This is a genomic window from Alteromonas sp. LMIT006 (assembly GCF_024300645.1).
Taxonomy (GTDB): Bacteria; Pseudomonadota; Gammaproteobacteria; order Enterobacterales; family Alteromonadaceae; genus Opacimonas; species Opacimonas immobilis.
Genome location: NZ_CP101291.1, coordinates 2,336,077 through 2,362,696 on the forward strand (window position 1 = coordinate 2,336,077; position 26,620 = coordinate 2,362,696).

At 43.7% G+C, this 26,620-nt stretch carries 25 protein-coding genes and 1 tRNA gene; 15 read left to right on the forward strand and 11 right to left on the reverse strand.

Annotation, left to right across the window (positions count from 1 at the left end):
- Positions 1-15: 15 nt before the first annotated feature.
- A complete protein-coding gene (locus NLG07_RS10895) occupies positions 16-1,116 on the forward strand; it encodes an insulinase family protein (protein ID WP_254855474.1) in 1,101 nt (366 codons plus the stop codon).
- On the opposite strand, the gene NLG07_RS10900 is transcribed toward NLG07_RS10895, so the two are convergent.
- Together NLG07_RS10900 and NLG07_RS10905 are read right to left on the reverse strand one after the other, a co-directional pair.
- Positions 1,096-2,481 carry an MFS transporter gene (locus NLG07_RS10900; protein ID WP_254855475.1) on the reverse strand — a complete coding sequence of 462 codons (1,386 nt, stop codon included), beginning with the start codon at positions 2,479-2,481 and terminating at the stop codon, positions 1,096-1,098. The genes NLG07_RS10895 and NLG07_RS10900 overlap by 21 nt on opposite strands.
- On the reverse strand, positions 2,478-3,374 hold the full coding sequence (locus tag NLG07_RS10905; RefSeq protein ID WP_254855476.1) for a WYL domain-containing protein: 897 nt from the start codon (positions 3,372-3,374) through the stop codon (positions 2,478-2,480). Before NLG07_RS10905 ends, NLG07_RS10900 begins: the two co-directional genes overlap by 4 nt.
- Before the next feature lie 148 nt (positions 3,375-3,522).
- Between NLG07_RS10905 and NLG07_RS10910 the strand changes: the two genes are divergently transcribed.
- Positions 3,523-4,029 (forward strand): DUF3087 domain-containing protein, encoded by a 507-nt coding sequence (locus tag NLG07_RS10910; RefSeq protein WP_254856862.1) that lies wholly within the window; start codon positions 3,523-3,525, stop codon positions 4,027-4,029.
- Positions 4,030-4,052: 23 nt separating this feature from the next.
- Here the strand turns inward: NLG07_RS10910 and NLG07_RS10915 are convergent, their stop codons facing one another.
- Complete coding sequence (locus NLG07_RS10915; protein ID WP_254855477.1) at positions 4,053-5,144, reverse strand: TRAP transporter substrate-binding protein; 1,092 nt, start codon at positions 5,142-5,144, stop codon at positions 4,053-4,055.
- Between the two features lie 229 nt (positions 5,145-5,373).
- Here NLG07_RS10915 and pqqA point away from each other — a divergent pair, with 229 nt between their 5' ends.
- The gene (gene pqqA / locus NLG07_RS10920) at positions 5,374-5,445 is read left to right on the forward strand and encodes a pyrroloquinoline quinone precursor peptide PqqA (RefSeq protein WP_254856863.1); all 72 of its coding nucleotides are present in this window, start codon (positions 5,374-5,376) and stop codon (positions 5,443-5,445) included.
- A 353-nt stretch (positions 5,446-5,798) separates the two neighbouring features.
- Here the strand turns inward: pqqA and NLG07_RS10925 are convergent.
- Positions 5,799-5,875: transfer RNA gene (locus NLG07_RS10925), tRNA-Pro, on the reverse strand.
- A gap of 282 nt (positions 5,876-6,157) precedes the next feature.
- Between NLG07_RS10925 and NLG07_RS10930 the strand changes: the two genes are divergently transcribed.
- The 6 genes from NLG07_RS10930 (at position 6,158) to NLG07_RS10955 (ending at position 12,990) form a co-directional block, all read left to right on the forward strand.
- Entirely contained in the window at positions 6,158-6,847 is a 690-nt protein-coding gene (locus NLG07_RS10930; protein WP_254856864.1) for a pirin family protein, read from the forward strand.
- A gap of 102 nt (positions 6,848-6,949) precedes the next feature.
- Positions 6,950-7,819: a protease HtpX gene (gene htpX, locus NLG07_RS10935; protein WP_254855478.1), complete on the forward strand. Its 870-nt coding sequence runs from the start codon at positions 6,950-6,952 to the stop codon at positions 7,817-7,819.
- An 86-nt stretch (positions 7,820-7,905) separates the two neighbouring features.
- A complete protein-coding gene (locus tag NLG07_RS10940; RefSeq protein ID WP_254856865.1) occupies positions 7,906-8,592 on the forward strand; it encodes an ABC transporter ATP-binding protein in 687 nt (228 codons plus the stop codon).
- Positions 8,577-10,529 carry an HlyD family secretion protein gene (locus NLG07_RS10945; RefSeq protein WP_254855479.1) on the forward strand — a complete coding sequence of 651 codons (1,953 nt, stop codon included), beginning with the start codon at positions 8,577-8,579 and terminating at the stop codon, positions 10,527-10,529. Before NLG07_RS10940 ends, NLG07_RS10945 begins: the two co-directional genes overlap by 16 nt.
- A complete protein-coding gene (locus NLG07_RS10950; RefSeq protein WP_254855480.1) occupies positions 10,526-11,731 on the forward strand; it encodes an efflux RND transporter periplasmic adaptor subunit in 1,206 nt (401 codons plus the stop codon). The genes NLG07_RS10945 and NLG07_RS10950 overlap by 4 nt, the downstream gene beginning before the upstream one ends.
- The gene (locus NLG07_RS10955) at positions 11,731-12,990 is read left to right on the forward strand and encodes an ABC transporter permease (RefSeq protein ID WP_254855481.1); all 1,260 of its coding nucleotides are present in this window, start codon (positions 11,731-11,733) and stop codon (positions 12,988-12,990) included. The genes NLG07_RS10950 and NLG07_RS10955 overlap by 1 nt, the downstream gene beginning before the upstream one ends.
- A 2-nt stretch (positions 12,991-12,992) precedes the next feature.
- Here NLG07_RS10955 and NLG07_RS10960 read toward each other — a convergent pair whose 3' ends face one another.
- Positions 12,993-13,889 (reverse strand): mechanosensitive ion channel family protein, encoded by an 897-nt coding sequence (locus tag NLG07_RS10960; RefSeq protein WP_254855482.1) that lies wholly within the window; start codon positions 13,887-13,889, stop codon positions 12,993-12,995.
- 17 nt (positions 13,890-13,906) lie between these two features.
- Positions 13,907-14,500 carry a dCTP deaminase gene (dcd, locus tag NLG07_RS10965; protein WP_254856866.1) on the reverse strand — a complete coding sequence of 198 codons (594 nt, stop codon included), beginning with the start codon at positions 14,498-14,500 and terminating at the stop codon, positions 13,907-13,909.
- Positions 14,501-14,605: 105 nt separating this feature from the next.
- Between dcd and metG the strand changes: the two genes are divergently transcribed.
- Entirely contained in the window at positions 14,606-16,648 is a 2,043-nt protein-coding gene (gene metG / locus NLG07_RS10970) for a methionine--tRNA ligase (RefSeq protein ID WP_254855483.1), read from the forward strand.
- 2 nt (positions 16,649-16,650) lie between these two features.
- Here metG and NLG07_RS10975 read toward each other — a convergent pair whose 3' ends face one another.
- Entirely contained in the window at positions 16,651-17,406 is a 756-nt protein-coding gene (locus tag NLG07_RS10975; protein ID WP_254855484.1) for a class I SAM-dependent methyltransferase, read from the reverse strand.
- A gap of 18 nt (positions 17,407-17,424) precedes the next feature.
- Between NLG07_RS10975 and gloB the strand changes: the two genes are divergently transcribed.
- Together gloB and NLG07_RS10985 are read left to right on the forward strand one after the other, a co-directional pair.
- Entirely contained in the window at positions 17,425-18,300 is an 876-nt protein-coding gene (gloB, locus tag NLG07_RS10980; RefSeq protein WP_254855485.1) for a hydroxyacylglutathione hydrolase, read from the forward strand.
- 60 nt (positions 18,301-18,360) lie between these two features.
- Positions 18,361-19,986 (forward strand): LysM peptidoglycan-binding domain-containing protein, encoded by a 1,626-nt coding sequence (locus NLG07_RS10985; protein ID WP_254855486.1) that lies wholly within the window; start codon positions 18,361-18,363, stop codon positions 19,984-19,986.
- Between the two features lie 55 nt (positions 19,987-20,041).
- Here NLG07_RS10985 and cysS read toward each other — a convergent pair whose 3' ends face one another.
- Positions 20,042-21,421 (reverse strand): cysteine--tRNA ligase, encoded by a 1,380-nt coding sequence (cysS, locus tag NLG07_RS10990; RefSeq protein WP_254855487.1) that lies wholly within the window; start codon positions 21,419-21,421, stop codon positions 20,042-20,044.
- A 150-nt stretch (positions 21,422-21,571) separates the two neighbouring features.
- Between cysS and NLG07_RS10995 the strand changes: the two genes are divergently transcribed.
- Both NLG07_RS10995 and lpxH read left to right on the forward strand, forming a co-directional pair.
- Positions 21,572-22,072, forward strand: a complete 501-nt coding sequence (locus NLG07_RS10995) for a peptidylprolyl isomerase (RefSeq protein WP_254855488.1) — start codon at positions 21,572-21,574, stop codon at positions 22,070-22,072.
- Complete coding sequence (lpxH, locus tag NLG07_RS11000; protein WP_254855489.1) at positions 22,072-22,806, forward strand: UDP-2,3-diacylglucosamine diphosphatase; 735 nt, start codon at positions 22,072-22,074, stop codon at positions 22,804-22,806. The genes NLG07_RS10995 and lpxH overlap by 1 nt, the downstream gene beginning before the upstream one ends.
- On the opposite strand, the gene miaE is transcribed toward lpxH, so the two are convergent.
- Complete coding sequence (gene miaE / locus NLG07_RS11005; RefSeq protein ID WP_254855490.1) at positions 22,803-23,579, reverse strand: tRNA isopentenyl-2-thiomethyl-A-37 hydroxylase MiaE; 777 nt, start codon at positions 23,577-23,579, stop codon at positions 22,803-22,805. The genes lpxH and miaE overlap by 4 nt on opposite strands.
- Positions 23,580-23,891: 312 nt before the next feature.
- Here miaE and NLG07_RS11010 point away from each other — a divergent pair, with 312 nt between their 5' ends.
- On the forward strand, positions 23,892-24,488 hold the full coding sequence (locus NLG07_RS11010) for a Yip1 family protein (RefSeq protein ID WP_254855491.1): 597 nt from the start codon (positions 23,892-23,894) through the stop codon (positions 24,486-24,488).
- 82 nt (positions 24,489-24,570) lie between these two features.
- Here the strand turns inward: NLG07_RS11010 and purF are convergent, their stop codons facing one another.
- Positions 24,571-26,088 (reverse strand): amidophosphoribosyltransferase, encoded by a 1,518-nt coding sequence (gene purF, locus NLG07_RS11015; protein ID WP_254855492.1) that lies wholly within the window; start codon positions 26,086-26,088, stop codon positions 24,571-24,573.
- Positions 26,089-26,099: 11 nt separating this feature from the next.
- The gene (locus NLG07_RS11020) at positions 26,100-26,597 is read right to left on the reverse strand and encodes a CvpA family protein (protein ID WP_254855493.1); all 498 of its coding nucleotides are present in this window, start codon (positions 26,595-26,597) and stop codon (positions 26,100-26,102) included.
- Positions 26,598-26,620 lie beyond the last annotated feature (23 nt).

The window sequence follows — 26,620 nt, forward strand, 5'->3', positions numbered from 1 at the left end:
TGGAGTAGTCGCTCGATGTCACTGCAGTTATTTGACTGGAATGAACAAGATTATGCTGCGGTGTGTATTGTGCCTACCCCAAGCATCGATGCATCCGGCATTGCTCACTTAGTTGAGCATCTAGTCTTTCGATATTCAGATAAATATCCTAGCGGTCACGAATTATTTGTTGCCAACACATTACTTCCAGTCAAAATCAACGCAACGACACAAGATGGTTATACTTTGTTTTATGTTGTGAGCCCAGAGCAGGAGGTGTTTTTGGCTTGTCTGGACTTTTTGGTACATGGCCTAGATCAGTTAGATTATCCCGAGCAAACTATTGAGCTCGAGCGCGATGGCGTATTGCAACGTGAATTACAATGGCTTGAAAGCCTTCCTGAGTACATGTCTGCAGCACTAATTAATCGTACCAATCCTTCCTGTATACACGCGGGTGGTTACAGTGATTTGATGCCGTTCAATAACATAGGTAATGTGGAAGTATACAAAAGAATTTGCTATCTAAGGTCCCATCGACAATGGCTGGTAAACGGTAAAGACCTGAAACAGAGTGATTTAGCCTGTCTAGGTTCGCCCACGGCTCTTTTCTCTGACTCTCTTACCACTAGTCAATATGATGTTCAAAAGCTACCAGAAGTGATCCAAGAATTACTATCTCAGAGCGTGCCAGCTGCTTATACCGAAGCATTGTTGCAATCCGCAAAAGAGCAACTTATGCAAACACTGGCAATGCGTTTTCTTGAACCAGGCCAACCTGAAATACTTCCCTATCAGTCTAAACCAATGCCATGTCCTAAGGAGTGTGTCCAAAAGACAATGTCATTACTCGCACAAGCATGTCAATGCCATATCAGCAGTGAAAATATCCCACCATTGCCTAATTTTATTCAATCCCAAGTTGCCGAATATCCAATGTTGTTATTGGGACAACCCTGCCAAAATATTGTATTGAAAAAACTTGATGAACTTGAAATCGAGTTGGTCACCCAAGCCGATTTTTGGCAAAAACGCTTACAAGGACAGTGTTATGCGATGGGGATTGGGCGTTTTGAGGAAGATATTTATCAATATGTTTTTGCTGAAAACACGAAACTATCGTCCTCTAGCACCTGACGCAACGCAAGCACACAAGACCATTCCCAACGATAACATCAATGCGAATTCAACGGTTTTAGCTATGTTGTCCAGTGGAGCTATCTCGATGGGTATATCTCCAATAATGATGTGAATCATGGTGTTGACGATGCTCATCCCAATCAAATTGCCTACGGTTCTACCAAGATTCATAGCTGCGGAAGCGACTCCGATTTCAGCCTTTGAGACACTGCTAACAATTGAATTATTATTGGGTGTTGAAAATAGTCCAAAGCCAATTCCGAGGATCAGTAATGCCAGACCAATCCACCACGGTTCGGCCATAATAAAGGGCAAATTCAACAAAAAAAGTCCTACTGCAACAATACTACAGCCAATTGTGGCCACTACTCGTGAAGCAAAACGATCGGCTAATTTACCCGCTAACGGTGCCATAATGGCCATCGACAATGCCTGAAATAATAAGATATTACCAGCTTGAGATGGCGTTAGATTGTGTATAAATTGCAGATAGACACTCAGTAAAAACAGCAGTGCAAAGTTACTCCCATACATGAACAGAGAGCTGGTGAGTGATAAGGAAAACAAGCGATTTTCACGAAACATCTGGACTCGAATCAAAGGCGTTTTAGCGCGCGCTTGTACACAGACAAACGCCCATAATACTGCAAAAGACGCAATGACGGTGAGTATCCCATACCATGATGGCAAATCAGCCATACCCAATACAAACAAACACGAAAATAATGCAAAAATTGCCGTGCCTACCCAATCGACAGCATGGGTTTGCGCATCTTTCCAATCTCCCGGGAGTTTCAAAGCAATAAAAACCAGTAACATCAGAATCAACGGAACTTGAAACCAAAAAACTGACCTCCAGCCCAAAAATTCCGTCAAATACCCCCCAACCACTGGCGCCAGTGTCAAGCCCACATACACACATGACGCAACAATACCCAACGCCATACCGCGTTTATTAGCAGGGACGATAGAGGAAACGATTGCCACCCCCGTGCCAAAAATCATCGCAGCAGCAATGCCCTGAACGAACCGCAATATAAGTATGATATCCATATTATCGGTTAGGCTCGATGCCGTGGCAGCTAAACCATTAAGCCACAAACCATAGACGAACACGCGTTTGCGACCATGGCGGTCAGCCAAGCGGCTAGCGGGTAAAAAGCACATAACACTGCTGAGAATATATACCGTTGGCAACCATCCCACTTGTTCGGCAGAAGCCTGCAAATCAAGCGCTAATGCAGGAATCGCCACGTTTACCGCAGACAGTCCCATTGGCGCAATCAAATATCCGGCGCAGACGGTGATGAGCGCGATTAAAATTGATTCTTCTGATGAAATAGAGGACGATTCAGAACTCATGAGTGTAAGTGATATCCTGGTGCAATGGTTCTGTTGTCGGCTTCATCAAGGACTTCAAGATTAGCAAGTTGTAACTGATACTCAGCGCCTTTTAGTGAAGCATGGGGCGAACAGTCTACATTCCAACGACGTAACAAGTACCCCGCCATTGCTTTTCTAACATGGACAATGAGCTTACCATCAGTCATGCCAAAATCTAATTCAATTGCAGTGGGGTGTGAGATATTTTTGCTATGCGGAATCAACGTGAGTGGAAGTAAGGTCTGCCATTGCTCATCCGCAGCTTGCTCCTCTGCATAAACCGTTTCATCATCCAGCATACTCACATGGGATAAACGCGTGAGAACAAAGTCCCTAAAACTCTGGGATTTGCGGTCGAATGCCCGCACATGCCAGCGCTGACCATTGTCAACAATGCTATGCGGAACCAGCTCACGAGCACCAGAACCGCTCGATAAGGATGTGTATATCACACTTACTACTTTGTGCTGTATCATGGCTTGGGATAACGTCGCAATGACATCGATGTTGGGTGTGTTAAGGTTAGATGGCTTTTCTACTGGAAAAGCAACTTCACCAATTGCATCAGAACCATCACTGATTTGATGTGCTAATTTAATGAGCGTTTTATGTGCATCATGGGTGAATAAAGGCGAAAACTCAGGCGTGATAAAATATTTTTTGACCGCGTTGTCATAGTGCATATTATCTGGCTTTAATGATTTATAAAGATTGATGTCACGTGTCGCCGCCGCTAAACCCAGCTCAAAATGCTGAACAATTTGACTGCGTGTCATCATTCCCGTGAAATAAAGAGTAAAGTCAATATACGCCAAGCGTTGTTTTTGTGCGAAGCTCATTTCTGGTAGGGATTCATTCAACGTTTCAGCCATGTGATTGCCTATCTTAGAGTTTGAGTATGTATCAAAATAATATGTATCATTTTGATATCAATGTCAATGCATTCAGTCATAACACCGTATGACACACACAACAAAATATGGCATGATCCCATCTAGGGTTCGTTTTACATCTATCATTATGGAATTAATCCAAATCAATAAATCGCGTTACCGTAAACGTCTCAATGTGGTGATCGTCTGTTGCATCATTGCACTAACATCGGGTAGCTTAGGCATCGCGCAAACTCTTATTGCCGTATTCCCCGATCCAGATGGCAGTCATTTTCATTGGAATCTCTTGGGCGTTATTGTGACAGCCCTGATAATTGGCGGTATTTTGGGTAACATCAAGCAACACCCTTTTATGACAGAAGTGGTCTATGTTTGGGAGCTCAAACAAGTCCTGAACAAACTTACCCGGAAAATGGCAACGTTAAAACGCGCAGCACAGGACGGAGATATCAACGCGATGAATGCGATTCAGTATAGTTATGCCGGTTCTCGCTTATTGTGGCAACTCGATGACAATACTCTCGTCATGGATGAATTATCCATTGCTCAAGCCGAACTTGATGCATTAGCCAAACACCACAACGTGACTTTGGATGCGTCATCATTTCAGATATCACACCTCAAACAATATTAAGTCTTAATTAGACCTAAAGAAAATTACTCAAGGGCATTGAGATAAGCCTGATCTGAAATTTGGGTCCAATGACGCACCATCTTTAGGTAGCTCTGTTGAGATTCAATGATTTCTTTGGTTAGCGGATCACGTGAAGCAAACTCAGAGAGTAATTTGTCATTTGCCTCACGCAATGCTCGCATCACCGGTTTGGGGAAGGTTTTGATTTGCACGTTTGGGTAATCTCGTTGCAACGTCGCCAAATTCACGGCACTTTCGTGATAGGAGTAGGCATACATTTCAAAGGCGGATAACCGCATTGCATTCACGAGGACCGCTTGTAAGTCGGAAGGTAACCGCGCAAAACTGCGTTTGTTGATCAAAAACTGTAAGTCGGCTCCAGGTTCATGCCAGCCGGTGTAATAGTACTTAGCAATCTGCTGAAAGCCCATGCGCAAATCCAGCGACGGGCCGACCCATTCAAGGGCGTCTATTGCACCGCGCTCCAGTGCAGTATAAAGCTCCCCTGGCGCGACATTTGTTGGCTTTGCGCCAAGTTCTGCCATGATCTCACCAGCAAACCCAGGAATCCGCATTTTGAGCCCCTGTAAGTCTGCGACCGTGTTGATTTCTTTTTGAAACCACCCTCCCATTTGATTGCCCGTGTTTCCTCCGGGAAAGGACATCAAACCAAATTTATCATAGACCTTATTCATCAGCCTTTGCCCATCTCCACCATAAAACCAAGCGAATTGCTCGGGGCTAGTGAGTCCAAACGGCATAGTAGTGAAGAACATCGTATTGATATCTTTGCCTTTCCAGTAATACGATGAGGTATGACCAAGGTCATATTGTCCAGAACGCACCATATCAAATACACCTAGAGGCGCCTTATGCTTATTGGCAGAGTCGATGCGGACGATCAGTCGACCATTCGACATCTCTTTGGCATATTGAGCCATATTCTGCACAGACTCACCAAAGATAGGAAAATCTTTGCTCCACGTTTGCGCTAATTTTAATGTATAGACCCGGTCATTTATTGTTGATGATTCATCGACTTTTTGCTCCTGACTGCAGCCCCAAAGGAGTCCGACTGAACACAACACGATACACGTACGAAGGATATGAAGCATAAATTTCACAGCTAACTAATGAACTAATTAGAGATAGTTTACCGTTTGCGGCTTCAATAAGAAATAGTGACTGAACCGGCAGTAAAATAATAACCATATGATGGCAAAATGCTCAACGACAAGAGACTATCCAATGTACCGCTTCTATTTTTCCTACTATTGAAGGGTATAGATAATCATTAAATCCGCCTATACTTATCGATAGTTTTTAACAAATGGAGTAAAAACTATGTGGACTAAACCTGAATATCATGAAATGAGATTAGGATTTGAAGTTACGTTATATATTAGTAACCGATAATATACGTCTGAATAAAAAAGGTTGCTCATGGCAACCTTTTTTTTTGCGGTCCCATTATAAGCTATATAGTGTTCCTCATAACGGATTAAATTTAACCAAAAATGCGGGTTCATGAGACCGTATTAGGTATATTTGAGACTAGTGGATTTGTTCGAATAATCACGGAGCAGAAGAAATTGGTCGGTGTGATAGGATTTACTCCGCACATCCTGTGCTCCGCCCTTCGGGCCGCGCTAAAGCGCGTGCCAAAACGTTCCAGACGTTTTGGTGAACCTACAAGACCGCTTCGCGCTCTCGTCGTAGGTAAGTCAACATGCTGTGGATTCGTTTGAGATTGTGGGAAAGCAGATAAATGGTCGGTGTGATAGGATTTGAACCTACGACCCCTGACACCCCATGACAGTGCGCTACCAAGCTGCGCCACACACCGACCGTAGGCAATGCATTATAGGGATTTAGATAGAATTTGCTAGTGATTTTTTTACTAATTCACACGCCAATTCACCATTTGTGACTTTTCGACACACATACCATCATTTACGCATAAATATCTTCTACTTACCAAGGTGGTCATAGCAACATTTTTTATAATTGACAAAATGAAACCCAACCTCATAACGACTATAAAATCGAACGTTTTATCAAATAATTTTCGCTTTTTATTCTTTTTTATAGATCTATACTCATGTGTGTAAACACATTTAGGAGTCTAATTATGTATATACGCAGAGCGGAAGAACGCGGTAAAGCAAACTTTGGCTGGCTCGATAGCAAACACAGCTTTTCATTTGGTCAATACTATGATCCTCTGCATATGGGCATTTCGGTATTGAGAGTGATTAATGACGATATCGTATCAGGCGGTGCTGGGTTTGGTATGCATGGTCATCAGGATATGGAAATTATCTCGTATGTGATTGATGGTGCTTTGGAACACAAAGACAACCAAGGTAATCAATATCGTGTGACCGCCGGGGAGGTTCAACGCATGAGTGCTGGATCAGGCGTTATGCACTCTGAATACAATGCGTCGCAAACAAATGATGTGAACTTTTTGCAGATTTGGATCCTACCCAAGAGCAAAGGGATTGAGCCTGGTTACGAGCAAAAACGAATCGAACAACAGCAATCCCTTACTCCATTAGTCACACCAGATGGTTCTGATGGTTCAATTAGCATGCATCAAGATGCCAGTATTTACCGTTTACGTCTAGCATCGGGAGAATCCCATGAGTTATGTGCAAGGCAAGGCTATTTGCATCTCATCAAAGGACATGTAACGAGTGAGGGACTGACCTTTCGACAAGGTGACGCCGTTGCCCCCACCTCCGGCAGTGAGCTGAATATCGTTGCCCAATCTGATGTTGAGGCGTTGTGGTTTGATTTGCCTATATCGTCATAAAATAAATATTTTATCATTGCCATTGAATCGCCATAAAAGCCCTTTATATTGTAATTAGTGTGCCTCATAGTGAGGCGATTTTTACCGTTGAGGACATTTTAAATGCTACGTATTGCCCTATTTATCGCCACGAATATCGCGATAATCGCATTGATATCAATTACTTTTAGTCTATTAGGTTTCCAAGGATTACTTGCACAAAACGGCGTTGATTTGGATCTGACGGCTCTTTTGGTGTATTCCGCGGTCATTGGTTTTGCGGGTTCATTCATCTCATTGTTGCTCTCAAAGTTCATGGCCAAACGGGCAATGAATGTGCATGTGATAACCGAGCCTCGCAATCAAACCGAAGCGTGGTTACTCAGAACCGTCAGACGACAAGCTGAACAAGCCAATATCGGTATGCCTGAAGTGGGGATTTTTAACAGTCATGCACCTAATGCATTTGCTACCGGATGGAGTAAAAATAACTCATTAGTAGCAGTATCCACTGGTCTCATCGATGTAATGAATCAAGCAGAGGTGGAGGCCGTGCTAGCCCACGAAGTGGCTCATGTGGCCAACGGCGATATGGTCACGATGACATTATTACAAGGTGTGGTGAATACGTTTGTTATTTTCTTATCTCGGATCATTGGCCACACAGTAGATAGGGTCGTTTTTAAAGTAGAGCGTGGACATGGCCCTGCGTTTTGGATTGTCTCAATTATTTGTGAAATTGTCCTTGGTTTCTTAGCACACATGATCACCATGTGGTTCTCGCGCAAACGCGAATATCGAGCGGATGCTGATGCGGCCAAGATGGTCGGAAACACGGCTATGATAAATGCTTTGTTAAAGCTTAAAAATCCCAGAGTTGAAGAGCCCCTTGCCGATGAAGTGGCCGCTTTTGGAATCAACAGCAATGTCAAACAGCTATTTTCTAGTCATCCTCCAATCGATGCCAGAGTTGCGGCTTTACGTCAGCAATAAACCGTTACAACTTGTCCCTCGACAAGGCTGATCAAAAACCTTAGCTTGTTGTGTATAAAGGAATAATAACAATCGAGATGAGTGCTATGATCAGCCTGCGTCAAATAAGCAAAACCTTTAGCAATGGTGATGAAACCGTAACGGCCTTAAATAACGTTTCGTTAAATATTAAAAAAAACGAGTTCGTTGCTATTATGGGTACATCGGGTTCAGGAAAATCGACCCTTATGAATGTGTTGGGCTGCCTAGATAGCCCGACAACCGGAGATTACTTTCTCAATGATCAAAATATTGCACAGTTAGATGATGATACGCTCTCAAGTATCCGCAATCGCTACATTGGCTTTATTTTCCAAACCTTTCACCTGCTCCCTAAACTCGATGTAGTGGGTAACATCACCCTGCCCTTACGATATACTGATGTGTCTCAAAGTGAAACGCGCACTCGTGCCAATGCGTTAATTGAACGAGTGGGGTTGTCTCATCGTAAACATCACAAACCATTTGAAATGTCCGGTGGTCAAAGACAACGGGTGGCCATCGCGCGCGCGTTGATTAATCAACCTAGCGTGATTTTGGCCGATGAGCCAACGGGTAATCTGGACAGCAAGACCTCAGAAGAAATCATGGGGCTATTAACTGAATTACACCAACAAGGCCAAACCATTGTCATGGTGACACACGAAGCTGACATTGCAGAATACGCACAGCGCGTGATTCGCATGAAGGACGGTCAAATTATCGAGGATACTCAAACATGTTCCGCTGCATAATTACCTTTGTTTTATGTTTCAGTGCTCTGACATGGGCGCAAGATGTCCCATTGGTCTTGTCGGGTAAAGTCAGCTCTGCGGCCAAACAAATTGTCAACGCCCCACGCTCTAGTAGTTGGCAGATCCAGATCCAATGGATGGCAGAAGAAGGGGATATTGTACAAAAAGGGGAGCCTGTCGTGGTATTTGATGGCGCTGCAACCCAAGCACAACTCGAACAGAATAAGGAGCGCTTAGATACCTTAAACCTCGAGTTCAAACAACTAAAGATGCGCTTAGAACAAGCGGTTACTGAAGCTCAAGGTCGACTCGCTGTGGCCCAAATGCGCGTGGCCAAAGCACGCATCCCAGTATCCATCGTATCGGATACCATTAATGCTTATCAACGTGGGCAAAATGAACTCACCTTAGAACGCGCTCTGATGGAACAAGGTAAAGCTCGAGAGGCAGTCATTGAAGCAGAACAACAGCTCAAAGCTGGGCTAGAAAAAAAACGCATCGATATATTACAGGTCGAAGACGAAATTACTTATTTAGCGGGGTTAATGGAAAAACTCAATGTCACTGCCCAACACACTGGGTCGGTGAGTTATGCATTACACCCTTGGTATGGCCGAAAACTGCGCTCAGGTATGAATGTCCAGCAAAGCTGGAAAGTGTTAGATGTGCAAGCATCAACCGACTTACAAATCGAATCATACGTGCATGAGATTGACGCCTTAATCCTCAAAGAAGGCGATCCAGTCACACTGACGTTTGATGCCTTTCCCGGATCTTATTATTCAGGCACTATTGCATCAATCAGTCGTCAAGCAGAAAAAAACCCTCAGTTGAGTAACGCCAGTTATTTTCCCGTAATCATTGAGTTTAATGAGGTACCAGAACGAGACCTGATGATCGGGATGAGTGTGCGTATTGATACACGCAAAGAATTTGTCTCTACATTAATAAGAGATTATGTTGGGCCTTCATCCTTGACCGTTGCAGCTGAGCTCAAATCTTTACAAGACCTCAGCTTCGGTCCACCTTCTATTTCACGCATGTGGAATTACAAAGTACAAAAATTAGTAGCTGATAACCAAAGTATTCAACAAGGTGATCTACTTATTCAATTTGACGGTCAAGACTTGCGCAATCGTCTGGTAGGTCAGCAAGCAGATTTGGATGCTGCGACTAAGGAGCTTGAAAACATACAACTGCAGGACAACGCCAGAGAAAAAGACTTAGAACTAGCGCTTGCCGAAGCTCGGATGAACGAAGAAAAAGCTCAACGCAAAGCAAAGATCACAGATGCTTCTCGCTCTGAGATTGAGCGTCGCCAACAACAAGCCGATTGGGACATAACTCGCGTCTTGAGCGAGCAAGCTCAGCAGCGTTTGGACGAGCATCGCCTGCGCAAAGTACTCAACAAACAAGTGCAACAAGCTCGCATTGCCAACCATGCCTCACGGGTAAAAGAAATTCGCCAAAACATGGCAAAACTCCAAATCAAAAGCCCGGTGGATGGTATCGCTATCATCAACAAAAATAATGACGGTGATCGATATGCCGTAGGTGATAACGTGCACATGGGAAATACCTTAGTCAATGTGCCCTCATTGGACAAACTTGCTGTCAAAATGGAAATAGACGAATCCGATACTCAAAAAGTCGCGATTGGTCAGCGCGTGGACATTGTCTTAACGGCCTATCCTGAACGAACGTTTAAGGGCACCATCACAAATAAAGGCAAATCTTATCGAGCCAAATCACAGCGAAACCAACGCATTATTTTTGATGCTTGGGTAACGTTTGATGAGATCGAAAATGCCATCATGCGGCCTGGAATGCAGGCAAACGTGACCTTGCCTTTAAACGAAGAAGGCCTCGCGTTAGTGCCTGATGCCAACGAGGAACTTGTTTTCACAGAGACTCTCACAGCGGAGACTCAACCATGAAAAAACTCAACATGTGTCTCTTATTTTGCTTAGGACTCACAGGTTGTGGCGACACAATGGATACCCAGATCCCAACCTATACCGTGACCGAACAGGAGTTTGTTATTGCCATCGACGCCTTTGGTGAAGTAGAACCCGCCTCAGCGGAACGCATTACCACTCCAGGTCGTCGGCCAATGGTCTTATCTTGGTTAGTCGACGAAAATACTCTAGTCAAAGCGGGCGATGTCATTGCTCGATTTGATTCAGAACGCATTATGCGCCAAAAACTAGAAGAAGAATTTGCCATACGCAAAATTCAGCAAGACATCCTTGCCGGAATCGCTGAGCAGACCCAAGAAAAAAGTGAGATTGCCGTTGAGCAAAGCTTTGTCGATGCGGAATTTCAGTTTGTCGAACAGTTCGCCATTGACGACTTAAGACTTTATTCTAAATTAGAAATCATAGATACCATGGCGAATCGCGATTTTTTGGAAGCCAAAGATGGTTTTCTCGATTGGAAAGCATCTTCAGTAGACGAACAACATGCCTCAGAACAATCTGTTCTAGATATCCGAAAATCGGGTCATGCCAAGAAGTTAAAACAACATCAAATGGCCTTGAATCAACTCGAAGTCAGAGCACCTAGTGATGGATTAATTTTGTATATGAAAGACCGACGTGGCGAAAAACCTGCTGTCGGCAATACCGTTTTTCCTGGCAGTCCGATTGCGCAGATCCCCGATTTAAGCAATTTACAAGTTTCTTTATATGTACTTGCCAATGAAGCCATCGAGTTAGATAAAGGGAATCAGATTGAATTTCGTTTAGATGCTTTTCCTGAAAAAACATTCACTGGTCAAATTTTGGAAGTTGCCAAATTTCCCAGCGAAATCCAACGAGGTGATCCCACCAAATACTTTGCACTCAGCGCGAATATTGACCAACAAGATGCGTTAGAGCTCCAACCGGGTCGCAAGTTAACGGCCAAAATTACGGTAGAGACTGGAAGAACGACACTAACAGTGCCATTGCAATCCGTCATTTATGAGAATGAGCAATCCTATGTATATGTTCAAGATGGCAATGACTTTAGCCGTCAAGTCGTCACAACGGGACGCAAAAACCTGCACTTTATTGAAATACTTGAAGGCATCGAGCCTGGTACCAAAATCGCGCTGAGCGGAATTGTTGCTTCACAAAACAATCAGGAAGTTAAGTAATGTCACATCAAGCCAATATTATCTCGACATACATACAGTTAATTATCGATGCGTTACACGAGCTATCCGCACAAAAACTGCGCACATTCTTAACCCTGTTGGGGATGATTTTTGGTGTGGGTGCGGTTATCGCCATGCTCAATATTGGTGAAGGCGCTGAACGCGAAGCGTTAAAGATGATCGATTCGATGGGGGTGAATAACATCATTGTCAACGCGGTCGAATTTACCGATGATGAGTTAACCGAAATTCGTGAGGAATCGCTTGGCCTCAACACTGGTGATGTCGAAGCAGCCGTTGCGACTCTCCCCTTTGTGACAGAGTTCTCGGCCAGTAAAACCATCAAAACATATGCCTTATACTCAGACTTCGCAAAATCAGATGCACAGGTTGTCGGCATCACACCAAGCTACTATGAACATGGCAATTTGACTTTGGCCGATGGTCGCTATACCTATTCTGAGGATGATATTCGCTTGGCTCAAGTGGCTGTCCTAGGAGCTGATGCGGCAAAAGAACTTTTTCCCAATCAGTCTGCAGTAGGCCAGATGGTTAAGGTGAACCACCTGTGGCTTCAAGTCGTTGGTGTGTTACAGCCACCTGCTGGGGATAAAAATGAATTTCAAGGTGTACAAATTGGTGGCGACCGCTATCGCGTATTTGTTCCTCTCAATACCGCTAAACAAAAATTTGCGTTCAATCCGCTTGACAGTGAGTTAGACAGTTTCAAACTCCAAATCTCAACTGAAACCAATCCGGTTGTTGCCGCCAAAGCTGTGACGCACTTGATGGCTACTCGTCACAATAATATTGACGTATACGACATCATCATTCCGGCAGAATTATTAGCTCAGCAAAAACAAACTCAGCAAATATTTAATATTGTTATGGCCTGTGTGGCAGGGATTTCATTGTTAGTTGGGGGGATTGGCATCATGAATATTATGCTGGCTAACGTCATGGAACGCACCACAGAAATTGGCCTACTCAGAGCCGTCGGTGCGACACAACGCGATATTCGCCTACAGTTTTTGGCGGAGAGTTTTACGATTTCTTTACTCGGAGGCATATTGGGTATTGTGTTTGGTTTAGTGCTATCAGAAGTGATCGGATTTTATAGCGAATGGGCAGTGTCATGGTCCCTCTCCGCTATTGTCTTATCTTTATCCATCTGTATGCTGGTCGGTGTAGGCTTTGGTGTCTTCCCTGCGATCAAAGCCTCACAACTTAACCCAATTGAAGCACTGCACTCAGATTAGTGTTAAGGAGAAGTATGAATCGGAGCTGATATGGATGGATTGACCAATAAGGATTCAGCTCCTGTTTGTGCTTTGAGCTGGGCGAACCACATTCGCATAAATTCTTTGCCTAACATATCTTCAAGCTCACCGCGTTCGTTCGTTGGGCAGAACAAACTCACTGTCACCACGGTTTTAGCATAGCGATTGGTTTCAACGGTAATGTGTGGATCCACATCGATAAACTCAGCATCCAAACTGTGCTCAATGAAGGATTTATAGCGCAACGCAACCTCGCGGAAATGCGCACATTGTTCACGCGCAAATGTCGCAAAATCTTCGACAAATTCATATACATTAACGGTCGGCTCAGTAGTGATAGTAAACTGATGCAACGAATAGCGTTTAAAAAAATTGAGATTCTTTACCGTTTGCGAAATGAGCTTGTTATTCGGCACATAGATGTGCTGACCGGTGTAATCATAATGTTCAGGGTCGATTTCTAACAAGACAGTCTTGACCCAATCGATCTCAACCACCTCACCGGCCACATTATCAACTTTCACCCAGTCCCCAACGCGAAACGGTCTGACCGATACATAGTAAAAAAATCCGATCACACATTGGATAAATTCGCGCATTGCCAAAACAATGGCCACCATAAAGGCCGCAATGGATAAGGCGAGGTTTTGCATTTCGTTGGCCCAAAACGCAATAACAACAAACGCCAAAATGGCATTGACGATATTCTCAAATGTGTTGATAGAGTTCCGGTGATCGGTTTTGAGTTTCTTACTGCGCTTTTTGGCCCACTTTATTATGGCATGCTTTATCAGTAGCACCACCGTAATCAAGCCAATGGTGCTAAGCACCTTATATTCGTGAACCCACAGCCAAACTAGAACAAGCCAGTTCTGCATTTGTGTCCAATCCAACATTAATCCCCTACTTGATCTTGATTGATTCGAGAAGCGATAGCACCATCTTGGTTTTTGTATTTAGCATCAACACGAGCATTGTAGGGCTTCTCGGCTGGCGCCGATAATACCTCAAACGACAAAGCGCCGATTTTCATCCCCGGTTTTAGTGCCAATGGCAGTTTGCCTGAATTAAAAAACTCCAAAACAATATTTCCCGACCAACCCGGGTCAATTCGATGTGCTGTTACATGCACCATTAAACCTAAACGCGCCAATGACGAACGGCCATCTAACCAGCCGACAATGTTGTCTGGAAGGGTTACAGATTCGTGAGTGATGGCTAATGCTAATTCACCTGGATGCAAGAAAAAAGACTGATCTTCTGCAATCGTAATCTCGTCACTCATGACTGCTTCAAGCTGATTCTGCACATCTGACTTGGCACCGGATAAATCGATATAAGGTGCAGCGTGATCTTCAAATACGCGGAACTTGTTGCCCAAGCGCATATCGACCGTCAGCCCACTAATATGTTCATAAGAGGGTTGTGGCGATATAGTGATTTTACCCTGTTGTAAATACGTCCAAATATCTTTGTCACATAAGCGCATAAGCGTCTTGTTCTCAATGGTATTGCAAAATGTCCAATGTACACATAGTAACATTTAAGCTAAAATCGCACACCATAAATTTGAGGTAAAAAAAGAAAGCAAACTATGAGTCAATCTTCCCGCGACATCCTAGTCACCAGTGCCCTGCCGTACGCCAATGGTTCAATTCACTTAGGACATTTACTCGAGCACATACAAACGGACATTTGGACCCGATTCCAGCGTATGCGTGGACACAACATCATTGCCGTCTGTGCCGATGATGCGCATGGCACGCCGGTAATGCTCAAGGCGCAAGAACTAGGCGTTAAACCAGAAGATATGGTTGAAGCAACTCGTCAAGAACATTGGCGTGATTTACAGGGTTTTGGGATCAGCTATGACAATTATTACTCAACGCATTCACCTGAAAACACGCAATTCTCTCAAGATATGTATAATCGCCTCAAAGCGAATGGTTACATCACTAAGAAAACCATCAATCAGCTTTATGATCCAGAAAAAGAAATGTTTCTTCCCGACCGCTTCGTCAAAGGTGATTGCCCAAAATGCGGAGCTGAAGACCAAAATGGCGATAGCTGTGATGTCTGTGGCGCGACTTACTCTCCAACCGAAGTCAAAAACCCACGTTCTGTGGTCAGTGGCGCAACTCCGGTACTAAAAGACTCTGAGCATTATTTCTTTGATTTGCCTCAATTTACTGAGATGTTGCATGAATGGATTGGCTCTGGATCCATTCAAGCTGAAATGGCCAACAAGCTCAACGAATGGTTTGAGGGTGGCTTGCAGCAGTGGGATATTTCTCGTGATGCGCCGTATTTTGGGATTGAGATCCCTGATGCGCCAGGTAAGTTTTTCTATGTCTGGCTCGATGCACCCATTGGCTACATGGCGTCCTTCAAAAACTACGCTGACCAGCATGGGATTGACTTTGATCAGTTCTGGGCCAAAGACTCTACCGCTGAAATGTATCACTTTATCGGCAAAGACATCACTTATTTTCACTGTTTGTTCTGGCCAGCCATGCTCGAAGGTGCAGGTTACCGTAAGCCTACCGGCGTTAACATTCACGGTTTTGTGACGGTCAACGGGGCTAAGATGTCAAAGTCAAAAGGGACTTTTATTAAAGCGAGCACCTATCTTGAACATTTAAACCCAGAATATTTGCGATATTATTTTGCTTCTAAACTCAATGATAGCGTGACGGATATTGATTTGAACTTTGACGATTTTTGTCAAAAGGTCAATGCTGACTTAGTCGGTAAAGTAGTGAATATTGCCAGTCGCTGTGCTGGATTTATTACCAAGCGTTTCGCTGGTCAGTTGTCTGAAAATGTCATGGATCCTGAGCTGTTAGCTCAATTCCAAAACAAATCCGATGCGATTGCCCAATATTTTGAAAAACGTCAATATCATCATGCAATTCGTGAAATCATGACACTGGCCGATGCCGCAAATCAATTCATCGATGCGCAAGCCCCATGGGTCACCATCAAAGAAGAAGGCAAAGAACAGTTCACGCATGATGTCTGTTCTATGGGTATTCACTTATTCCGTATTCTAGCTATTTATCTTGCGCCGGTGGTGCCAAATTTAGCGCAAAGCGCTGAGGCGTTTCTCAATGACACATTCACTTGGGAAGCAACCAGTAATACGTTAACCGGTCACGGTATTAATAAATTCAAGGCCATGTTACAACGGGTGGATAAAGACAAAGTGGCTGCTATGGTGGAAGCATCAAAAGAAAACCTTGCTCCCAAAGCGGCCCCTGTAAAGAAGCCGGCAAAGACAGCGAAACTTGCATCAGACGACGAACTTGCTCCCACAATTCAGTTTGAAGATTTTGCCAAGATTGACTTACGCATCGCCAAAATAGTCTCTGCCGAGCACGTTGAAGGCGCTGATAAGTTATTGTGTCTGCAACTTGACATTGGCACTGAAACGAGACAAGTCTTTGCCGGGATTAAATCCGCTTATTCTCCGGAACAGCTATCCGGAAAACTGACTGTTATGGTGGCTAATTTAGCGCCTCGCAAGATGCGTTTTGGGATGTCGGAAGGAATGGTCTTAGCTGCAGGTCCAGGTGGCGATGAACTCTACATTTTAGAACCGCATGAAGGTGCCAAGCCAGGTATGCGCGTCAAATAACATCAGCGTCTACTGGCAGTATTTAAGTGAGCCGCGGCCGGTCTGAGTCGCGGCTTTATTTTGACCAATTTTGGTGCTATCAAATTAAGTGGCGTCTCTCTTTTCCTTGCAATAATCACATACATACTGCGTAAGCATGCAAGCGATTCGAATCGTCCCAGTGCTTTGTCTTTTTGGCTTTTTGCCAAAAGGTTGTGACCTGCAAAGTATTCAGTGTGAATCACTTCAAAATTTAACAACGATAACCAGTCCTTTACGCGAAGTGCACTAAAGTACCGAGCGGATTTTAACGGGTTTTGTTTGAACCACGGAGATAGATGCGCTAAGCCTGACAGGCTCGTTGGGTTAAAGCCTGTCATTATTAAATATCCATCCGACCTCAATACCCTATCAAACTCCCGCAATTGAGTGTGGGGATCAGAGCTAAAATCTAACGCATGCAATGCCAAAATGGCGTCCATACCATGCTCCTGAATCGCCAAGGAGTGATAGTCACTGTTGCATAGGTAGCTATTTAAATTGGCTGACTCAGATGGTGCATTACATAAAATATTGAGTTCTCTGCGCAGACTGTGTTTATTCCAGTCTAGCTGTTGACTCAATGGCCCGATTCGCAACAAATAATCACCGTACATCGTCGGCCCAAATTCGTTCAGAATATCGATGAGTTTTCTTTGCACCGTTTGATAACGACTGATACACTTCCAATCCATTGGGTAATCAATTTTTCGTGATATTTTAGCCGGAAACAGCATCATGAGCCTGTTCAGTCCTTTATGAATTTACACAAAAAAACCAACTTTGTTAATTTGTCGGTACAGCTAGAAGATAGCGCGTTGCAATTATTATTACAACAAACTCAAGCAAATGCAGGCTATTCAAATAACATTCACATTCTGCCTTTACCTGCTTTTACCGACAATTATATTTGGGCAATGTTCAATAACACTCACTGTGTCGTCGTTGACCCAGGAGATGCAAACGTCGTCATTGATTTTGTCGAGCGTTTTGGGTTGGTACTTTCTTCCGTTTTGATTACGCATCACCACCCTGATCATACCGGGGGATTAAAAGCACTCAAAGCATACAATTCTGCGTTATCCGTATTTGGCCCTCACTCGGCCAAAATTCCAGAAATCACCACCCCATTGGCCAGTGAAGATTGTGTCTTTCTCAATGAGTTTGGTGCAGAGTTTCGTGTGATGGAAGCCCCTGGGCATACTCTTGACCATATTTTATATTACGCCAATGATGTCCTGTTTTGTGGTGATACGTTATTTTCAGTGGGATGTGGACGTATTTTTGAAGGTTCTTTCGCGCAAATGCACCAGAGCTTACAACAGATTGTGAGACTCCCACCATCAACCCAGATCTACTGTACGCACGAATATACACTGGCTAATATTGCTTTTGCCTTAACAGTCGAACCCGATAATCCTGACCTGAATCATTATAAGGCGTGGGCAGAAAGGCAACAGGCGAGTAATATACCCACCATTCCAACGACGTTATCTCAACAGCTTAAGTTAAACCCTTTTTTACGGGTTAAATTCTCACCAGTGGTAAAATTCGCTGAACAACGTTCTGGACATAAAGGTCTTGATAATGTTGAAGTATTTACGCAGCTAAGACTGGCTAAAGACGAATTTTAGTAGCAAAAACAACCAAAAATCCGTACACTTCACGCACATTTATTTGTGTGAGGGTATGATTTGAGAACGGTGTTATTGCTGCTGTGTGGAGTATTGTCTGTTGTCACAATCAGCGGCTGCGTAAGTACTGATGGTAAAAGCGCATTTGGCTTATACGCTAACAAGACAGCCTCACAATCTCCAGTGCAGGATGAAACCGATCCTGACATTGTACATCCTGTTGCTGAAATAGCTGAAACGCTCGATAACATTATTGTTGAAACACCTCAATCTGAGCTCCCAAAAGCCATTAAGCCTACCAACGATTTATGGCAATACATCGCCCAAAACTTAGATACCTTAGCAATCGACAAACAACAAATTCAGAGCCAAATTGATTGGTATGCAAAGCATCCCAACTATATGAAACGCATTAGCCAGCGCGCTAAATTTTTTCTTTACTACATAGTGCAAGAGCTTGAGGCGAACAACATGCCATTAGAGTTGGCCTTGCTTCCCATTGTCGAAAGTTCGTTTGACCCCTTTGCATATTCACATGGTAGCGCTGCTGGTATGTGGCAGTTTATTCCTGGCACAGGAAAGCGCTTTGGTATGCAACAAACCTGGTGGTATGACGGTCGCAGAGATATTATCGCTTCCACACAAGGAGCAATTGATTACCTTCAATATTTGCACAAGTTTTTCGATGGCAACTGGGAGCATGCACTGGCCGCATACAACTCGGGAGAAGGGCGAGTTCGCAACGCAATTCGCAAGAACAAACGCAGTGGTAAAGCAACGGATTTTTGGTCTTTAAAATTACCCAAAGAAACGCAAGGTTATGTGCCGAAGTTGATGGCATTGGTCGTACTGCTCAAAGAAGCTGAAACATATCAAATGGTTTGGCCTCATATACCTAATCAGCCTATGATTGATGTGGTTGAGATTGACGGTCAGGTTGATCTCGCTAAAGCTGCCGAGCTTGCAGGTCTGAGTGTGAATGAACTACATGCTTTGAACCCGGGGTTTAACCGCTGGGCAACTGATCCCAAAGGTCCTCACCGTTTGGTTTTACCTATAGATAGAACTGAGCAATTTACCCGTGAATTTGCAGCGCTATCTGAATCAGATAAAGTCCAATGGGTACGGCATAAAGTTCAACCTGGTGAAAGTCTTGGTGTATTAGCTCAAAAATACGCTACAACTGTTCATGTTATTAAGGACATTAACGATCTTAAAAGCAACGTCATTATTGCTGGAAAGCATCTGCTTGTGCCTCAGTCTCTAACTTCATTAGAGAATTACGGGCTTTCTGAAGAGCAACGAACAGCTCGATTACAGAATCGCAAAAAAGCCGATGTGAATATCAAACATGTGATTCAATCAGGTGACACCTTGTGGGATCTTGCACAACAATACAAAGTGTCTACACGAGAAATTGCCAGTTGGAATGGTCTTTCGCCTAAAGATTATCTCAAGCCAGGGCAAACCTTAGTGATTTGGTATGAAGCTGATAAGCCGGTTGGGATCCAGCGCAAAGTGACATATACCGTGCGTAGAGGTGATTCTCTAGCTCAGATTGGTCAAAAATTTAATGTCAAAATAGCCCAAATTAAACAGTGGAATAATCTATTTGGTCAGAAATATTTGCAACCAGGGCAAAAGCTGACCTTAATCGTAGACGTAACACGAACCGGTACAATTTAAATCTACTTCGCCCATGGCTCATGCTATATTGGCTTAGGCTTTGCGTCATGCAGCCCTAAGCTTTACGCCATGTTGTTCCTTGGGCACTGTCTTCGATAACAATTCCCATCGCCGTTAGAGCATCTCTTGCCGCATCTGCTGCCGCCCAATCCTTATCCAAACGAGCTTGTTTTCGTTGCTGAATGAGAGCTTCAATTTGTTCGACATCGACATCATCCCCCGCTTGCAAAAACGCATCTGGTGCACTTTGTAAACACCCTAAGATCTCACCAAGCCCCAGCAATACCCTAGCTAGTTTAGCCGCCTCTTCCGGCTCTGAAGCTTTGGCAATATTCAGCGCTCGTGCACAGTCAAACATCACTGACATCGCAACTGGCGTATTAAAATCGTCATTCATTGCTGCTTCGAAACGCTCAAGGTATCCACCATAACTTAGATCAGTATGTGCATCAGGCGTCACATCACGTAGTGCTGTATAAAGACGCTCGAGTGACGCTTGCGCCTGAGCAATGTTATCTTGTGAATAAGAGAGCTGGCTGCGGTAATGCGCAGACATCAAGAAAAATCTCAGTGTTTCTGGATGATGTTCAGCCAACACGTCGCGCAATGTAAAAAAGTTACCCAAGGATTTGGACATCTTTTCATTGTCGACCTGAACCATACCAGTGTGTACCCAGTAGTTTACATAAGGCGTATCAAAGGCACAGCAAGATTGCGCAATTTCGTTTTCGTGGTGTGGGAAGGTCAAATCAGAACCGCCCCCATGAATATCGAAATGCTCGCCCAAATGTTTGTGATTCATTGCTGAACACTCAATATGCCAGCCCGGTCGCCCTGCACCCCATGGTGAGTCCCAGAATGGTTCACCAGGCTTCACCGTTTTCCACAACACAAAATCCAGTGGATCGCGTTTATCTTGGTCTACATCGACGCGAGCACCGGCTTGCAATTGCTCCAAATCCTGTTTGCTGAGTTTGCCGTAATCTTTATAAGATTTAACCGAAAATAGCACATCACCATTATCAGCCACATACGCGTGCTTTTTGTCAATCAAGCGTTGGATGACATCGATAATTTCATTCATGTGCGTGGTAACCCGAGGTTCAATATCAGGTGGTAACAAATTCAGCGCTGCAAAATCCTCATGCATCATCGCAATCGTTCGCTCGGTTAATTCCGATGTAGACTCATTATTGGCCATTGCGCGAGCAATGATTTTGTCATCGACATCGGTAATGTTGCGCACATAATTCACTTGAAAACCCAAATGACGTAAATACCGCACCATGATGTCAAAGCTTAAATAAGTGCGGGCATGTCCCATATGCGACAAATCGTAAACAGTGATACCGCAGACATACAAACCGACAATACCTGGCTGACGTGGTTTGAATATGGCTTTTTCTCGGTTTAACGTATTGTATATTTGTAACATAGGTTTGGCTTAAGTAATTAGATAGAAGGAGATTTGTCAGGATTATACCATTAATGCAATTAGTTGAAACTGGCAAAAAGTCTGCTTTGGCTTGCAAGCAAACGATTTTTAAGTATTATTGCGCCCTTATCAACGAATTGGAGCGTCCTTATGACTACCGTTACTTTAGAAACAAACCACGGTGCAATCACCTTAGAATTGAACGCAGAAAAAGCGCCAAAAACGGTCGAAAACTTTTTATCTTATGTTAACGATGGTTTCTTTGATGGGACTATCTTCCACCGTGTAATCAAAGGTTTTATGATCCAAGGCGGTGGTTTTACTCCAGATATGGAACAAAAATCGACTAAAGATGCCATTGACAACGAAGCCAACAACGGCCTGACCAACGTCAAAGGCAGTATTGCCATGGCGCGTACAAATGATCCGCATTCCGCTACGTCGCAGTTTTTTATTAACGTTCGCGATAATGACTTTTTGAACTTTAGCTCTGAATCAGGCAGTGGTTGGGGCTATTGTGTATTTGGCCAAGTCACAGCCGGTATCGAAGTGGTTGAAGCAATTGAAAACGTGGCGACCGGTAATCATGGTTTTCACCAAGATGTGCCTTTAGAATCAGTTGTAATTGAAAAGGCAACTGTCTCGGCTTAATGGGCGAATTCACTTACTTCATCTCCGATCTGCATTTGTCTGCAGATCGGCCCGATATCACTCAATGCTTATTACATTTTCTTGAACATGAAGCGCCGCATGCCGACGCGCTTTATGTGTTAGGTGATTTGTTTGAGGTGTGGCTGGGAGATGATGATATTACCCCATTTAGCGAGCAAATTGCCTACGCGTTTAAGGCGCTCTCTGTCTCAACTCCTGTGTATTTTTTACATGGTAATCGCGATTTTGCTCTCAAAAAACGCTATGCCAAACGCGCTGGATTTACCTTACTTCCGGAACAGGTCGTCATTGACTTATATGGTACACCCACCGTGTTGTTACACGGCGATGAGATGTGTACTCTTGATGTGGAGTACATGAAGTTTCGCAAAAAAGCGCGTTCTTGGTGGTGGCCAAGGCTCATGCTTGCCCTTCCCTTATCTGTTCGACGTCGAATTGCAGAAAAAGGACGAAATGTCTCCAAAAACAATAAACAACAGCTTGCGAGGGATATCATGGATGTCACACCAAGTGAAGTCATTAAGGTGTTTGGCAAACACAATGTGCACAGAATGATCCACGGTCACACCCATCGACCGGCCATTCATCTGCATGAGGTCAACGGCCAGAAAGCAACTCGAGTGGTATTAGGAGATTGGTATACTCAAGGGGCTGTGTTACGCGTTAGCGCCACTGGTATTGAGTTAGAGACAAGAACCTTTCCGTCTAGTTAAGCCACTCTCAACGCTTGCGCTGGCGTGCCAGAATGAAACTTAAAATCGTCATCTTCATCCGTAATCGCTTTGGCTTCAATGCCACCAAAATACGCAATACGATCACTGATATCTGTTTTGGCAAAACTTTGCGCTAAACTCAGATAATCTTGGTAATGACGGGCTTCGGACCGCAACAAAGAAATGTAAAACTCGCCTAATTGGGGATCAACATGCGGTGCTAACCGGGCAAATCGTTCGCAAGAGCGTGCTTCGATATAAGCACCACAGATGAGTTTATCAACGAGCGCAGCTGGCTCGTAAGTGCGCATATGGCTCAATAATGTTTTGGCATAACGAGAAGACGTCGTGTACTCATACTCCACACCATACACTTGCATCATCTCTAATACTTGATAGAAATGGTGCAACTCCTCTTTGATCAACAACACCATTTTATCAATCAAATCTTGATTCTCGGGCGACTGAGCGCGTGGGATCATGGTTTTCTTTAACGTATTGCAGTTTGCGAGGTCTTGCCACTGCCCTTTTTTGCGATACGTAAAATCCTCATAAGGTTTTAACCACTCCAATAACGCATCAGAAGATGCATCATCTACCGCATATTTGCGGATCAACAACATCGCGGTTTGTGCAGCTTTTAGCTCACAGACCATATGATCACGTAATACAACAGATAAGTGTTCAGGACGTTTTGCCATGTCAATCCAAGCTTGTGGTGTGTCACAATGCAAAAAATCGGTTACTGGCTTTAATAAATGTTCAATATTCATGATTTTGATATCAAAATAATGGTTTTAATTTCACGACTTTATTTTACCATCATTTTCATTAGAAATAATCGATAGGACGTATATACAAAAAATTGATTTGACTTATGGCGATTAAAACACCATATTTGTTATACGTTTGTTAACAAAATAATATCAATATAACATTCTACTGTGCATTTAATGCACTAAAAGCAAGAACCCTGTAGTGACGCCATGCGGTATTCCAGATATTTGACTCATGTGATGTGTCTTTGGAAGCGGTACAAAGTGAAGGATGGCAAAGCTACATTAGCCCCTTAAAGGAGTAACTTTATGTTATTGAACCATTTGTTTGGACTGTATACCCACCCCAAAGAAGAATGGCAAACGATTGATCGCACCAAAGAAACATTCGCTTATCCACTCAGTCACATCGCAATTATTTCATTGATACCCGCAGTGTGTAGTTATATTGCCTCCGCCAAAATTGGCTGGAGTATCGGTGCTGGTGACTTAATCAAAATGACCAACGAATCGGCGTTGTTTATGTCTGTTGGAATGTATTTCGGATTATTTTTAGGCGTGATTTGCTTAGCGTTTATGATCCAAGATTTGGCAGAAGTGTTTGATGCAAAGCCAACGATTACCCAATCACTTGAGTTGGCAGCTTACACGGCAACACCTTTATTTATGGTCGGTTTTGCGGCCCTATATCCCGTCTTGTGGTTTGTCGCAATGGTCGGTTTAGCAGGGTTAGCCTACTCCGTTTACTTACTGTATTCAGGCGTACCCATCTTAATGCATATTCCTGAAGAAAAAGGCTTTATATACGCTAGTACCGTAGTGACGTGTGGATTGGTTCTATTATCGATACTTATGGCTTTATCTGTGATTTTATTACAGTCTGGTTCGGCTATTACCTACATCTAAATTCATACGTATTAACCAAAAAAGCCCGATGACTGTTGTTATCGGGCTTTTGTTTTATCTGTATTGGTTGCGTCTCGACGCATCAATCCGTAAGGTTATGCACCTCAATATTACTCAGCTCGGCTTGAATCGTGGGCGATTTTTTGGCACCTTCTGAGCGAGCATTGTCTACGCGCTCAAGATACGCTTGATCGACATCGCCTGTAATATATTGACCGTCAAATACTGAAGTTTCAAAACGCGATACTTTTGGGTTTTCTTCTCGAACCGCATCTACTAGGTCACCGATATCTTGGAAAATCAAACCGTCAGCTTGAATTAAAGCCGCAATTTGCTCGTTTTCTCGACCGTATGCAATCAATTCATTAGCAGATGGCATATCAATACCATACACATTGGGGAAACGGATTTCTGGAGCAGCCGACGCAAAATACACCTTCTTGGCACCAGACTCACGTGCCATCTCAATGATTTGTTCTGACGTAGTACCACGCACAATAGAGTCGTCGACCAAGAGAACGTTTTTGCCTCTGAACTCAGAACTAATGGCGTTGAGCTTACGGCGCACGGACTTGCGTCGCTGAGTTTGCCCAGGCATGATGAAGGTTCGGCCGATGTAACGGTTTTTCACAAAACCTTGTCGATAAGGTAATTCTAACGTGTTTGCTATTTGTAAAGCTACGTCCATGGACGTTTCTGGAATCGGGATGACTACATCAATATCAATATCCGCCCATTCACGTTTAATTTTTTCCCCGAGTTTCTTACCCATGTTCACTCGTGATGCATAGACCGAAATGCCGTCGATATATGAGTCTGGTCGAGCAAAATACACAAATTCAAAAATACATGGAGAATAAATTGGATCAGCAAAACACTGTTTGGTGTGCAACTCACCCTGATTCGTAATATAAACAGCTTCGCCAGGTTCAACATCGCGCATAAACTCAAAACCAACGGCATCAAGCGCGACACTCTCAGAAGCCACCATGTACTCAATGCCAAACTCGCTATGACGTTGCCCTAAAGCAAGTGGACGAATGCCATGTGGGTCACGAAACGCCACCATACCATTGCCAATGATTGCAGCAACAACCGCGTAGGCACCGCGAATTTGTTGATGCACTCGAGTGACAGCGGTAAACACTTCATCCGGCGAAATCGTCATATCCCGACAGTGTCCTAATTCGTGAGCAAATATATTAAGTAAAATCTCAGAATCCGATGTTGTGTTGATATGACGTCTGGCTTTTTGTGATACTTCTTCGGCAAGCTCGTGGGCATTGGTCAAGTTACCATTATGCGCGAAGGCGATGCCATAAGGTGAGTTAACATAAAACGGCTGTGCTTCGGCTGAGCTTGATGAGCCTGCCGTCGGGTAGCGACAATGGCCAATCCCTATGTTCCCGGTGAGACGCTTCATATGACGTGTATGAAATACATCACGAACCAAACCATTGGCCTTTCTCAAATGAAAATTACCATGATCTATGGTCATGATACCAGCGGCGTCCTGTCCGCGGTGTTGTAGCACTGTAAGCCCGTCATATATTTCTTGAGCAACGGAGCTTTTACTAACAATACCGACTATGCCACACATGTTTTACCTACTTACGATTCTGCTGGGGGTTGTAAAAAAGTTGAGTTTTGTTGTACGTATTCAAAAAACCATCGAATCACCACATCAAACTCAGGGATCAATACCGATGCTTGCCACGCATCGGCTTTTGCTAAACTGGTAAACGTATCAACAAAAAACAGTACTGCTGATACAATCAAAATACCGCGGAGGCCACCAAAAACCATACCTAATATTCGGTCTGTTCCTGATAATCCAGACACTTGGACAAGCTGACCCAATGTATAGTTGACAAAGGAACCCACTAAAATCGTCGCGACAAACAATATCGCAATCGCGGCACCGTTTTGCCACATTGGGTTCTGGATTTGGGTAAGAAACGTTGCAACTTGAGGATAAAAATTTGATGCAACAAAAAAAGCGGTTAACCAAACAATAAGAGAAACGGCTTCTTTGACAAATCCGCGCACAAGACTAACGACTGCAGATAAGCCGATAATACCGAGAATTGTAAAATCTACCCAATTCATGAATTCATCTTATTGGTTAAACA

Excerpts from the sequence above, each read along its gene's own strand:
- NLG07_RS10895 (WP_254855474.1), top strand. The coding sequence starts at position 16 with ATGTCACTGCAGTTATTTGACTGGAATGAACAAGATTATGCTGCGGTG.
- NLG07_RS10900 (WP_254855475.1), bottom strand. The coding sequence starts at position 2,481 with ATGAGTTCTGAATCGTCCTCTATTTCATCAGAAGAATCAATTTTAATC.
- NLG07_RS10905 (WP_254855476.1), bottom strand. The coding sequence starts at position 3,374 with ATGGCTGAAACGTTGAATGAATCCCTACCAGAAATGAGCTTCGCACAA.
- NLG07_RS10910 (WP_254856862.1), top strand. The coding sequence starts at position 3,523 with ATGGAATTAATCCAAATCAATAAATCGCGTTACCGTAAACGTCTCAAT.
- NLG07_RS10915 (WP_254855477.1), bottom strand. The coding sequence starts at position 5,144 with ATGCTTCATATCCTTCGTACGTGTATCGTGTTGTGTTCAGTCGGACTC.
- htpX (WP_254855478.1), top strand. The coding sequence starts at position 6,950 with ATGCTACGTATTGCCCTATTTATCGCCACGAATATCGCGATAATCGCA.
- NLG07_RS10940 (WP_254856865.1), top strand. The coding sequence starts at position 7,906 with ATGATCAGCCTGCGTCAAATAAGCAAAACCTTTAGCAATGGTGATGAA.
- NLG07_RS10945 (WP_254855479.1), top strand. The coding sequence starts at position 8,577 with ATGTTCCGCTGCATAATTACCTTTGTTTTATGTTTCAGTGCTCTGACA.
- NLG07_RS10950 (WP_254855480.1), top strand. The coding sequence starts at position 10,526 with ATGAAAAAACTCAACATGTGTCTCTTATTTTGCTTAGGACTCACAGGT.
- NLG07_RS10955 (WP_254855481.1), top strand. The coding sequence starts at position 11,731 with ATGTCACATCAAGCCAATATTATCTCGACATACATACAGTTAATTATC.
- NLG07_RS10960 (WP_254855482.1), bottom strand. The coding sequence starts at position 13,889 with ATGCAGAACTGGCTTGTTCTAGTTTGGCTGTGGGTTCACGAATATAAG.
- dcd (WP_254856866.1), bottom strand. The coding sequence starts at position 14,500 with ATGCGCTTATGTGACAAAGATATTTGGACGTATTTACAACAGGGTAAA.
- metG (WP_254855483.1), top strand. The coding sequence starts at position 14,606 with ATGAGTCAATCTTCCCGCGACATCCTAGTCACCAGTGCCCTGCCGTAC.
- NLG07_RS10975 (WP_254855484.1), bottom strand. The coding sequence starts at position 17,406 with ATGATGCTGTTTCCGGCTAAAATATCACGAAAAATTGATTACCCAATG.
- gloB (WP_254855485.1), top strand. The coding sequence starts at position 17,425 with ATGAATTTACACAAAAAAACCAACTTTGTTAATTTGTCGGTACAGCTA.
- cysS (WP_254855487.1), bottom strand. The coding sequence starts at position 21,421 with ATGTTACAAATATACAATACGTTAAACCGAGAAAAAGCCATATTCAAA.
- NLG07_RS10995 (WP_254855488.1), top strand. The coding sequence starts at position 21,572 with ATGACTACCGTTACTTTAGAAACAAACCACGGTGCAATCACCTTAGAA.
- lpxH (WP_254855489.1), top strand. The coding sequence starts at position 22,072 with ATGGGCGAATTCACTTACTTCATCTCCGATCTGCATTTGTCTGCAGAT.
- miaE (WP_254855490.1), bottom strand. The coding sequence starts at position 23,579 with ATGAATATTGAACATTTATTAAAGCCAGTAACCGATTTTTTGCATTGT.
- NLG07_RS11010 (WP_254855491.1), top strand. The coding sequence starts at position 23,892 with ATGTTATTGAACCATTTGTTTGGACTGTATACCCACCCCAAAGAAGAA.
- purF (WP_254855492.1), bottom strand. The coding sequence starts at position 26,088 with ATGTGTGGCATAGTCGGTATTGTTAGTAAAAGCTCCGTTGCTCAAGAA.
- NLG07_RS11020 (WP_254855493.1), bottom strand. The coding sequence starts at position 26,597 with ATGAATTGGGTAGATTTTACAATTCTCGGTATTATCGGCTTATCTGCA.